Source organism: Brevundimonas sp. (assembly GCF_044239655.1).
In the GTDB taxonomy this organism is placed as follows: Bacteria; Pseudomonadota; Alphaproteobacteria; order Caulobacterales; family Caulobacteraceae; genus Brevundimonas.
In genome coordinates, this window is the sequence record NZ_JBIIAY010000106.1 from 1 (window position 1) to 10,885 (window position 10,885).

Annotated in this window: 9 protein-coding genes; 8 read left to right on the forward strand and 1 reads right to left on the reverse strand. The window is 68.4% G+C overall.

The window, feature by feature from the left end; all coding sequences use genetic code 11:
* The 8 genes from ACILQR_RS12955 to ACILQR_RS12990 all read left to right on the forward strand — a co-directional run.
* Window positions 1-207 (forward strand): metallopeptidase TldD-related protein (locus tag ACILQR_RS12955; RefSeq protein ID WP_395651817.1); only part of this gene is annotated, 207 nt, incomplete at its 5' end.
* A gap of 28 nt (window positions 208-235) precedes the next feature.
* Window positions 236-943, forward strand: coding sequence for a DUF4159 domain-containing protein (locus ACILQR_RS12960; protein ID WP_395651824.1), 708 nt, complete (start codon window positions 236-238; stop codon window positions 941-943).
* Between the two features lie 31 nt (window positions 944-974).
* Complete coding sequence (locus tag ACILQR_RS12965) at window positions 975-1,973, forward strand: AAA family ATPase (protein ID WP_395651818.1); 999 nt, start codon at window positions 975-977, stop codon at window positions 1,971-1,973.
* A gap of 8 nt (window positions 1,974-1,981) precedes the next feature.
* Window positions 1,982-2,866, forward strand: a complete 885-nt coding sequence (locus ACILQR_RS12970; RefSeq protein WP_395651819.1) for a DUF58 domain-containing protein — start codon at window positions 1,982-1,984, stop codon at window positions 2,864-2,866.
* Window positions 2,866-4,017: a BatA domain-containing protein gene (locus ACILQR_RS12975; protein ID WP_395651820.1), complete on the forward strand. Its 1,152-nt coding sequence runs from the start codon at window positions 2,866-2,868 to the stop codon at window positions 4,015-4,017. The genes ACILQR_RS12970 and ACILQR_RS12975 overlap by 1 nt, the downstream gene beginning before the upstream one ends.
* Entirely contained in the window at window positions 4,014-6,182 is a 2,169-nt protein-coding gene (locus tag ACILQR_RS12980; protein WP_395651821.1) for a DUF4175 family protein, read from the forward strand. Before ACILQR_RS12975 ends, ACILQR_RS12980 begins: the two co-directional genes overlap by 4 nt.
* Window positions 6,179-8,023 (forward strand): hypothetical protein, encoded by a 1,845-nt coding sequence (locus ACILQR_RS12985; protein WP_395651822.1) that lies wholly within the window; start codon window positions 6,179-6,181, stop codon window positions 8,021-8,023. Before ACILQR_RS12980 ends, ACILQR_RS12985 begins: the two co-directional genes overlap by 4 nt.
* Before the next feature lie 149 nt (window positions 8,024-8,172).
* Complete coding sequence (locus ACILQR_RS12990) at window positions 8,173-10,359, forward strand: M3 family metallopeptidase (protein ID WP_395651823.1); 2,187 nt, start codon at window positions 8,173-8,175, stop codon at window positions 10,357-10,359.
* Between the two features lie 361 nt (window positions 10,360-10,720).
* Here ACILQR_RS12990 and ACILQR_RS12995 read toward each other — a convergent pair whose 3' ends face one another.
* Window positions 10,721-10,873 (reverse strand): hypothetical protein, encoded by a 153-nt coding sequence (locus ACILQR_RS12995; protein WP_395651825.1) that lies wholly within the window; start codon window positions 10,871-10,873, stop codon window positions 10,721-10,723.
* Between the last annotated feature and the right edge of the window lie 12 nt (window positions 10,874-10,885).

The window sequence follows — 10,885 nt, forward strand, 5'->3', positions numbered from 1 at the left end:
GATGGCACCTTCTACATCGAGAACGGGGAGTTGAAGTATCCGCTGAAGAATTTCCGCTTCAACGAGTCCCCGGTGATCATGCTGAACAACATCGACGAGCTGGGTCGTCCGGTCCGGGTCGGTGGCGACGAGACCAACCTGTCGATGATGATCCCGCCGATGCGTCTGCGCGACTTCACCTTCACCTCCCTGTCCGACGCCGTCTGACCGGAGAGGGTGCGTGTCGGGTTTCAGCATGACACGCGCCGACGCCTTGCGACTGCTGACCGGCGGCGCGCTGGGGGCCCTGCTTGCAGGGTTTCCGCGCGCCGCCGACGCGCAGGCGACCTACGATTTCTGGTTCACCCGCCTGCGCTACGATTCCGGGGACTGGGACGTGGACCAGCGGATGCCGGCCAATATCCTGACCTCGCTGGTCGACTACACCAACCTTCGGGTCGATCCCGAAGAACGGGTCGTAGCCCTGGCCGATCCGGCCATGCTGACCGCCCCCTTCTGCTATCTGGCGGGCCACAAGCTGGTGGAGTTCAACGCCGCCGAGCGGCGGCACTTCGAACGCTATGTGCGCAACGGCGGCTTCGTCTTCGTGGACGACTGCAACCACGATATCGACGGCCTGTTTGCCGTCACCTTCGAGCGCCAGATGGCGGCGATCTTCGGTGCCGACGCCCTGAAGAAACTGCCCAACGACCACGCAATCTACAGCACCTTCTTCGAGTTCGAGGATGGGCCGCCGGCGACCAGCTTCGAGCTGAACGGCTGGGGCGACGACCTTATCCACGATTACCTCAAGGGCATCGAGATCGATGGCCGGCTGGGCGTACTCTACTCGAACAAGGACTACGGTTGCGAGTGGGACTACGACTGGCGCAACAAGCGCTTCCTGGCCGAGGACAACACCAAGTTCGCGGTCAACATCATCCTCTACGCCCTGACGGCCTGACCTGTTCGCTTCCCTCCTCCCCGGAGTTTCGATGACCACGCCCACCCAATCCGAGATCGACGCCCGGCTGGCCCAGCTCGACAAGCTGAAGGCCGCGATCGGCCAGGCCATCGTCGGCCAGAACGAGGTCGTCGAACAGCTGTTGATCGGCCTGCTGGCCGGGGGCCATTGCCTGATCGAAGGCGTGCCGGGCCTGGGCAAGACGCTGCTGGTCCGCACCCTGGGTCAGGCCCTGCATCTGGAGTTCCACCGCGTCCAGTTCACGCCCGACCTGATGCCGTCGGACATCCTCGGCACCGAGGTTCTGGAGGAGGATCACGGCACGGGCCACCGATCTTTCCGCTTCCAGCCGGGCCCGGTGTTCACCAACCTGTTCCTCGCCGACGAGCTGAACCGCACCCCGCCCAAGACCCAGGCCGCCCTGCTGGAAGCCATGCAGGAACACACGGTCTCCTATGCGGGTGTGACCCACAAGCTCAACGAGCCCTTCTTCGTGCTCGCCACCCAGAACCCGCTCGAACAGGCCGGCACCTATCCCCTGCCCGAGGCCCAGCTAGACCGCTTCCTGCTCAACATCCGCGTCGGCTATCCAACGGCCGAGGAAGAGCGCGCCATCCTGGTGGCGACGACGGGGTCGGGCACCGGTACCGTTCCCCAGGTCATGGTCGGCGAGGACATCGTCGCCCTCCAGAAATGGGTCCGTGACGTCTATGTCGGCGAGGCCCTGCTGACCTGGATCACCACCTTGGTTCGCGCCACCCGCCCGTCGGCCGAGGCGCCCAAGGCCGTTCAGGACTATGTCCGCTGGGGTGCCGGGCCCCGCGCCGGTCAGGCCCTGGTCCTCGCCGCCAAGGCCCGCGCCCTGCTGCACGGGAGGCTCGCAGCGACCCGCGAGGACGTGGTCGCCCTGGCCGCCCCGGTCCTGCGTCACCGCATTTTGTTATCCTTCGCCGCCGAGGCCGAGCGCAAGACGGCCGATGATGTGGTCGCCGCACTCGTCGCCGCCCTGCCCGCGCCCAGGCCCGACTGACCCACGGCATGTCTCCGCTCGACCTGCCCCTGGAGTTGCGTAGCCGATTGCGCCGTCTGGCCATCGTCCCGCGTCGCGCGGCGGTGCTGGCCAGCGCCGGCATGCACGACAGCCGCAACAAGGGCGGCGGGCTCGAGTTCGCCCAATATCGAGCCTACGAGCGCGGCGACGACCTGCGGGCCATCGACTGGAAGCTTTACGCCCGCTCCGACCGCTTCTTCGTCCGCGACGCCGAGCGCGAAAGCCCTGCCGCCATCTGGATCGTCCTCGACACCAGCGCCTCGATGGCCCAGGCCGATCTCGGCCGCCCCGACTGGTCCCGCTTCGACGCCGCCCGCCGCCTGACCGCCAGTCTGATCGAGATCGCCCTGTATCAAGGCGACCGCTTCGGCGTCGTGGTCGAACGCGCCGAGGGGCCCATGGTCCTGACGCCCCATTCCGGCGGCCTTCACCGCGACCGGGTCCTGCTGACCCTCGCGCCATTGCAGGCCTCGGGTGCCGCCGACTGGTCCCGTGACGTCGGAGTCTTCGGCGAACAGATGGGCGCGCGCGACATCATCGTCATCCTGACCGACGGCTTCGACGAGGGCTGTATCGCGACCGCCGAACGGCTGACCGCCTCGGGTCGCGACCTCTGCCTGATCCAGATCCTGACCGGTGACGAACGCGATTTTCCCTTCGACCAGGGCTACCGCTTCCATGATCCGGAGACGGGTGCCGAACTGATCGGCGACGGCCGTTCCCTGCGCGCCGACTTCCTGGCCCGCTTCGCCGCCGCCCGCGTCGCGCTGGCCGCACGGCTTGAGACGCGCGGCATACGCCACGTCGAACATTTCATCGACGAGAGCGCGGACATTCCCATCCGCACCCTGTTCCGCGTGACGGGCCGCTGATGAGCCCGGCGCTTCTCCTCCCCGTCGGCCTCGCCGCTCTGCTGGCCCTGGTGATCCCGGTCGTCATCCACATCGCACGCCGGACCGAGAGCCGGACCATCGACTTCGCCGCCCTGCGCTGGCTCGACGCCGCACCAAAGCCTCGCCGCAGTCTGATGATCGACGAGCGTCTCCTGCTCGCCGCCCGTCTCCTGCTTCTGGCGTTGACCGCTCTCTGGCTGGCAACGCCCGTTCTGAGGAACGCCGCTGACACCCGCCCCATCGTCGCCGTCGCGCCCGGCACCGATGCCGCCACCGTCGCCGCCGCCACGGCCAAGGGCGACCACGTCGTCTGGCTCGCTCCCGGCTTCCCCGAGCACGGTGCCCTCGCACCGGCAGCGTCCGATGACATCGTCAGCCTGGTCCGCCAGCTCGACGCCGAACTTCCGGCGGCCGCGCCGGTCAAGGTGGTCGTCCCCGCGACCCTCGAAAACGTCGATGCCGAACGGCCGAAACTGTCCCGCCGCGTCGAATGGACAGTCGGCGCCGAGGCCTCCTCGCGCCGGACGGCCTCGTCTGCACCGCCTTCCCTGACCGTCCGGTATGCCCCCGAAGTCCAGGGTGCCGTCCGCTATTTCCGCGCCGCCGCCAGGGCCTGGACCCCTGCGAACACCGAACCCGCCTTCGACGCCGCCTCGATCGACCGCGCCGTGCCAGGTAACACCCGCCAACTCGTCTGGCTCGCGCCCGGGCCGGTTCCGGAGCCGGTCGAAGCCTGGGTCCGGGATGGTGGGGTGATCCTGACCGTGCTCGAGGCCCGCATTCCCGTCGAGGGCGAGACCGTCCCCGTCTGGCGCGGCACGGCGGGCGAACCGCTGGCCGTCGCCGGTCGTCTCAGTCGCGGCCGCGTCATTCGACTGACCCGCGTGCTGGAGCCCGCCGCCATCCCGCAGCTGGTCGAGCCCGATTTCCCCGACGCCCTCCAGATCATGCTCGACCCGCGCCCCGCCCCCGCCCGCGTCGCCGCCGTCGACCACGCGCCCCTCAGCGGTGCCGCTCCCTATGAGCAGCCGCCGCTCGACCTGCGCCCGTGGCTGGGCCTGCTGATCGCCATGATCTTCGCCGCAGAGCGCTGGTTCGCGACCCGCCGAACTCGGGCGGTCGCGCCGTGACCGCAGTCCCCATCCTGCTGAAGCATCAGAGCGCCGCCCGCGCCCGCGCCGGTCTCGACACGGTTGCTCTTGGTCTGCCCGCCACCCTCATCGTCGTCGCTCTGGGCTGGCGGCTGTTTGGCACGGCCGGGCTCGCCGCCGTCGCCGTCCTTGGCATCCTTAGCCTCACCGTCATCGCCGCCTGGCGCTCCCGGCGCTTTGACCGGCGCTGGCTGATCGGCGAACTCGACGCCCGCATCCCCCGATTCGAGGACAGCACCGCGCTCTTGTTCCGCGATCCCGCCACGCTCACCGGTCTCGCCACCCTCCAGCGCGATCGCCTCGAAGGCCGCATCCATGAAGCAGCCGCCGTTGACCTCCGTCCCGACTGGTCACGACGAGCCATCCTGATCGCCTGGGGTGCCGCCGTCGTGCTGATCGCCGCCATCCTGGCCTGGCCAAAGTCCGACGGTGCCGGGACCCGGACCGCAGCACCCGCCCGTTCCGCTGCCGGTGCCGCTGCGCCTGTGCTGACCGGCGCTCGCCTGCGCATCACCCCGCCCGCCTACACCGGCCTGCCCGTCCGCGAGCAGACCGCGCTCGACGCCCGCGTGCCCGAGGGCTCGCGTATCGACTGGATGCTCGACTTCGCACCCCATCCCTCTATGGCCGGGCTCGAGTTCCCCGAGAACACCCCGATTTCCCTGATCCGCGACGGCCAGCGCTGGACCGGCGCCCGGATCGTGGACAGGTCCATGCTGTACCGCATCACCGCCCCGGGACTAACGCAGCAGCGACTGAACCGCCTCGACGCCATCGCCGACGCCGAGCCGGTCGTCCGTCTCGTCGATCCACAGAGCCAGTTGATCCAGCTGACACCCGGCCAGCGCGCCTGGACCCCGGTGTTCGAGGCCAGCGACGACTACGGCGTCATCGAGACCGCAACCTTGCGCATCACCGTGACCCAAGGCGACGGCGAGAACATCACCTTCAAACAGCGCGCCATGCCCCTGCGCGGACAGGGTACGGCCAAACAACTGCGCTTCTCGACCACGCTCGATCTCGGCCGCGAAGGCATGGCGGCGGGCAGCGACCTGATCGTCCAGCTGATCGTCACCGACAATCGCGCCCCCGAGCGCCATACGGTCGAGGGTCCCAGCGTCATCCTGCGATGGCCCGCCAATCTCGCCATGGCCGAGGGTCTGGACGGCATGGCCATGCGCATCATGCCCGCCTATTTCGCCAGCCAGCGCCAGATCATCATCAACGCCGAGGCCCTGATCGCGCGCCGCCGCACCCTTACGGGCGATGCCTTCACCGACGCCTCCAACGTCATCGGCGAGGAACAGGCCGCGCTGCGCCTTCGGTATGGCCAGTTCATGGGCGAAGAGGCCGAAGGCGGCGGATCGGGCGGTGGCATCATCCTGCCCACTGCGGACGCGCCGGCGGCACCCGCCCTGCCGACAGCCGACGCGCCCGCGCCCCGGACCCGCCCTGAGGAACACCACGACGATCACGAAGGCGAGGACCACGCCGACGAACCGGCGGCCGGCGGCATGGGCGAAGAGGTCGATGTTCTGCACCAGTTCGGACACGCCCACGACGACCGTGACGTCGCGACCCTTTTTCAGCCTCAGACCCGGTCGGCCCTGGCCCGGGCGCTGGACGCCATGTGGGCCTCGGAGCGGGAGCTGCGCCAGGGCTGGCCCGAGGCCGCCCTTCCCCACGCCAACACGGCGCTGGAACTGCTCAAGGAGGCCCAGCGCGCGACCCGCATCTTCCTGCCCCGCGTTGGCTCTGACATTCCGCCCGTCGATTTCTCGCGCCGCCTGACCGGAAAGCGCGAGGACATTGTCGCTGAAAATCCCGAAACGCCCGAACGCCCGCCCGCCGACGCCGTCGCCGCCGACGCCTGGCGTGCGTTGGAGGAACGCCCCGGCTCGACGTCGGCCCCCCTGGCCCTCGGCGCGCTGGACCGCTGGGTTCGGGCGAACGGCGGTCGGCTGGCCGATCCCCTGGCGCTGCGTGCCGCCATCGACACCGTCCGCAACGAGCCGACCTGCTTCGACTGCCGCCGTCGCCTGCGCGCCCTGCTGTGGACCGCCCTGCAACGGCCGGTGCCCGCGCCCGGCCGTCGCGGGGCTCCGGGTGCCCGAGGACAACGCTATCTGGACGGCCTGCGATGAGCCTCGCCGGCCCCGCTTTCTGGACTGCGGTGACGATCGCAGTGGCCGTAGTCCTCGGGATCGTCCGCCTGATCCTGTGGCAGCGCTCCGCAGGGTCCGCTGGTGCCCCTCGCTGGCGTTTGGTGACCCTGGTCGGTCTCCAAGTCATCGCCGGTGGCCTGCTTTGGCTGACCCTGCATCCGCCCGTATCCACCATCCGGACCGGGACGATGATCGTCGCCACCGGCGGGTCCCCCGCGACCATCGCAACCGAGCCTGGCGACATTTTGATCGCCCTGCCCGAGGCCGGCCCTGTCACCGACGCCACCCGCGTCCCCGACCTCGCCACAGCCTTGCGCCGTTATCCGGCACCCGCTCGCATCCGCATCATCGGCCAGGGTCTGACCCCGCGCGATCAGTCGCCCCTGCCCGTCCCCGTCGCGTTCTCGGCCCCGCCCCTGCCACGCGGCCTGATAGATTTCGCCCTGCCGGAGCCTACAGCGCCCGGTGCCACCTTTATCGTCGGCGGACAGGTCGGAACCCTGCCCGCCGGAATCGTCGAACTGGTCGATCCTGCCGACGTCGTCGTCGACCGCGCACGCATCACTTCTGGCGAACGGTTTGCCCTGATGGCCGCCGCTCGCGCTCCTGGCCTGGCCCTGTTCGATCTCCGCCTCAGGGACCCGTCCGGTGCCGTCATCGAGCGGATTGCCATCCCGATCGAGACCCTCGCCACAACCCCGTCCCGCGTCCTCGTCCTGGCCGGTGCCCCGAGCGCCGAGACCAAATATCTGAAGCGCTGGGCCGAGGAGTCCGGCGTCGTCCTGACCCTCGACATCGACGTCGGCGGTGGTATCCAACTCGGCGACGCGCCTGTTCCGCTGAACGCTGCGACCCTAGATAAATTCGACCTCCTCGTCCTCGACGACCGTCGCTGGGAGAGCCTCGCCGGTGGCCAACGCGCCGCCCTGGCAGCGGCCGTGAGTAACGGCATGGGCCTGCTCCTCCGCTCTACCGGTCCGCTTTCGGCAGGGACCCGCCGCGACTGGGCGGGTCTCGGCCTGAACCTCAGCGGCGGGGACGACGCCGTCCCGCTGCGTCTCGCCCCCACAGGCCAGACCGCCGCGCCCGACGACACCGCCCCTGTCGAACCCACGGACGAGGCCGAAGCGCCTCCCGAACTCGCCCGTCGCGATCTGACTGTCACGGGCTCTGGAGCTATCGCCTTGCTGCGCGACGCCGACGGCGTCCCCCTGGCCAGCTGGCGCGCCAGGGGGCGCGGGCGTGTCGGTGTCTGGACGGTCACCGACAGCTATGCCCTCGTCCTGACCGGACGCCCGGACCGATACGGCGAGATGTGGAGCGCGCTCTTCTCGGAGATCGGACGCGCCGGTAAGGACAGCCGCGCGGAACTCACCGGCGTCCCGCGGGTCGGCACGCGCGTCGCCTTGTGCCATCTGCTCGGCCAACCCCGGGTCCTATCGCAGGATGGACGCGTCCACAGTCTGCGGATCGATCCGAACGCCGGCGACCGGGCCTGCGCCGCCTACTGGCCCGATCAGGCCGGATGGCACGTCGCCCGGGATGACCAACGCCGAGAGACGCCGTTCTATGTGCATCCGATCGAAGACGCGCCTTCCCTGGAAGCGGCCAACAGACGGTCGGCTACCCTGGCTCTGGTCGGCCTGACGCCGGCCAGCGCAATGTCTGGCTCAATCTCTCGTTCCCCCGGCTCTCCCTGGCCTTGGTTCTGCGGGCTCCTTTTGGTCCTTGCCGGACTGTGGTGGATCGAGCGGAACCGGGACCCAGTTGTCTTCAGCCGCGCGGCTCGATCTTGGTTCAAGCGTAGAACAGCCGTGTGACAATGCGCACCCGCCGTCTTCTGGCCATGACCGACAAGAACTGACACGGTGGCCCCGCCCCAAGCTCGCCAATATTGCATGGCGTTCAGGTGACGCCTGCGGATGCAGGGCCTAAGGCTGGATCACAAGATCATGACACGGAGTACCCCATGCATCGGCGAAACCTTCTCATCGGCGGCGCGAGCCTGATGGCGCTCACCGGCTGCACGACCCTGGCCGACGCGTCCGGACCCTCGACCCAGGGCGGCGTGTCCGCCGCCGGGGTCGCCGAGGAAGCGCGCATCGCGCGCGCGGTCCTGCCGAGCACGTCGCCGCGCGCCGAGCTGCTCCAACCCTGGACCGGCCCCTATGACGGCGTGCCGCCCTGGGACAAGGTCACCCCGGCCAAGCTGCGCGAGGCGGTGCTCGAAGGCATCGAGCTGCAGCGCGCCGACATCGCCGCAATCGCCGACAACCCCGAGCCCCCGACCTTCGCCAACACCCTGGTCGCGCTGGAGCTGGCGGGCGGGGCGCTGGATCGCGCCAACAACATCTACGGCGTGATGACGTCCAACATCGGCGGCGAGGCCTATGACGCCGTCGACACCGAACTGTCTCCGATCCAGTCGGCCGCCGGTGACGAGATCACCTTCAACGCCAAACTGTTTCAGCGGATCAAGGCCGTCGCGGACGGTGCCGACGCGGCCGGGCTGAACCCCGAGCAGAAGCGCCTGGCCGAACGCCGGCGCGATGCCTTCATCCGTTCAGGCGCGAACCTGGACGCGGCGGGCAAGGCGGAACTGGGCCGCATCAACACCGCCCTGTCCAACGCCTTCACCCGTTTCGGCCAGAAGGTCGTCGCCGATGAGAACGCCTGGACGGTGATCCCGACCGAGGCCGGAACGGCGGGCCTGCCGGCCTCGAACAAGGCTGCGGCCGCTGCGGCCGCCCGAGCCAAGTCGATCCCCGGCTGGATCATCATGAACACCCGGTCGAGTGTCGATCCGTTCCTGACCTTCGCCGACGATCGGGCCATGCGCGAGCAGGTCTGGCGCAAATTCGTCAATCGGGGCGACAACGGCGACGCCAACGACACCAATGCGACCATCGCCGAGATCGTGGCGCTGCGGGACCAGCGAGCCAAGCTGCTCGGCTACCGCAACCACGCCGAACTGCGCATGCAGGACACCATGGCCCGGACACCTGCCGCCGCCAAATCGCTGATGGACCGCGTCTGGGCTCCCGCCAAGGCGCGCGTCGTCGAGGAAGTCGCCGACATGAAGGCGATCGCCGGCTTCGACATCGAGCCCTGGGACTACCTCTACTTCGCCGAGAAGGTCCGCAAGCAGAAGTACGACCTCGATCAGAACGAGCTGAAACCATACTTCGAGCTGAACGCCGTCCGGGCGGGATCTTTCTACATGGCCGAGCGGCTCTACGGCTTCCAGTTCAAGAAGCTGCCGGCCGGAACGGTCCCGGTGTTCGAGCCGGACGTCGTCGCCTACGAAGTCCGCGACAAGGCGACAGGCCGCCTGATCGGTCTCTATTACACCGACGACTATGCCCGACCCGGCAAGCGGTCGGGGGCCTGGATGACTACCTACCGGGCCTTCTCGACGCTGGAGGGATCGAAGGTGATCCTGGCGTCCAACAACAACAACTTCACCAAGCCGGAGCCGGGTCAGCCGGTTCTGCTGTCGCTCGACGACGCCGAAACCCTGTTCCACGAGTTCGGCCACGCCCTGCATTATCTCAGCTCGGTCGTGACCTATCCATCGTACGGCAACACGCCGCGCGACTTCGTCGAGTATCCGTCCCAGGTTCATGAGCACTGGGTCCTCAGCCGGCCGATCCTCGACGGCTTCATGAAACACCATGAGACCGGCCAGCCGATGCCGCAGGCGCTGGTCGACAAGGTCGACGCCTCGGGCACCTTCAACCAGGGTTATGCGACCGTCAGCTATCTGTCTTCCGCGCTCGTGGACATGGACCTGCACAGTCAGGCCACCCCGCCCACCGACATCGACGCCTTTGAAAAGGCGTCGCTGGATCGTCTCGGCATGCCGCGTGAGATCGTGATGCGGCACCGTCTGCCGCAGTTCAATCACCTGTTTACGTCCGACGGCTACTCCGCCGGCTACTATAGCTACCTGTGGTCGGAAACGATGGACGCCGATACCTGGGCCTATTTCGAAGACTCAGGCGACGTGTTCAATCCGGACATCGCGGGGCGCTTCAAGGCGATCATTCTGGCCCCCGGCAACACGACCGATCGCGCCGAGGCCTATCGCCGTTTCCGCGGTCGTGATGTGGATGTGTCGGCCCTGCTGAAGGTTCGGGGCTTTCCGACGACCTGACGCCCGATAGTCGTGACCACGGGCGCGACGCCAGGCCACGCGTCGCGCCCTCGCTTGGCCGGGCAATCCGCGGCACGAGCTTGACCGTACAGCAATGGGCCTGCCGGTTGGTTGAGGTCGATCTCAGTACCCTTCGTCGCGCACCTGCACCAGGCGATGCGGAAGTGCGCGAGTGGCTGCGGAGGTTAACCGGATCCGGATGCGCTGATGGTCATCTATAACGCCACGGGCCAGGACAGCACCCGCCGTGGAGTTGCGATCGTACGGGGTTCGTCGGGAGAGCGGTAGGCTACGACGCTGACGCAGTGGGCTCACAGCACCGGTGAAATTGCACCGTTATGGCACCAGCCAAGGACATTTCTCAGTTCGGCCGAACCAGCGACACCTGCACCACGTCCGTCCGACCGGTCGAGAACCCCGCCTCGCAATAGGCCAGGTAGAACCGCCACAGCCGGTCGAAGGTCGCGTCCATGCCGCTGTGGGTCTCGTCGAACCGCTTCAGCCATAAGGACAGGGTCCGGGCATA

Coding starts and splice junctions, on each gene's coding strand:
- ACILQR_RS12970 (WP_395651819.1), top strand. CDS start 1,982: ATGTCTCCGCTCGACCTGCCCCTGGAGTTGCGTAGCCGATTGCGCCGT.
- ACILQR_RS12965 (WP_395651818.1), top strand. CDS start 975: ATGACCACGCCCACCCAATCCGAGATCGACGCCCGGCTGGCCCAGCTC.
- ACILQR_RS12960 (WP_395651824.1), top strand. CDS start 236: ATGACACGCGCCGACGCCTTGCGACTGCTGACCGGCGGCGCGCTGGGG.
- ACILQR_RS12985 (WP_395651822.1), top strand. CDS start 6,179: ATGAGCCTCGCCGGCCCCGCTTTCTGGACTGCGGTGACGATCGCAGTG.
- ACILQR_RS12990 (WP_395651823.1), top strand. CDS start 8,173: ATGCATCGGCGAAACCTTCTCATCGGCGGCGCGAGCCTGATGGCGCTC.
- ACILQR_RS12975 (WP_395651820.1), top strand. CDS start 2,866: ATGAGCCCGGCGCTTCTCCTCCCCGTCGGCCTCGCCGCTCTGCTGGCC.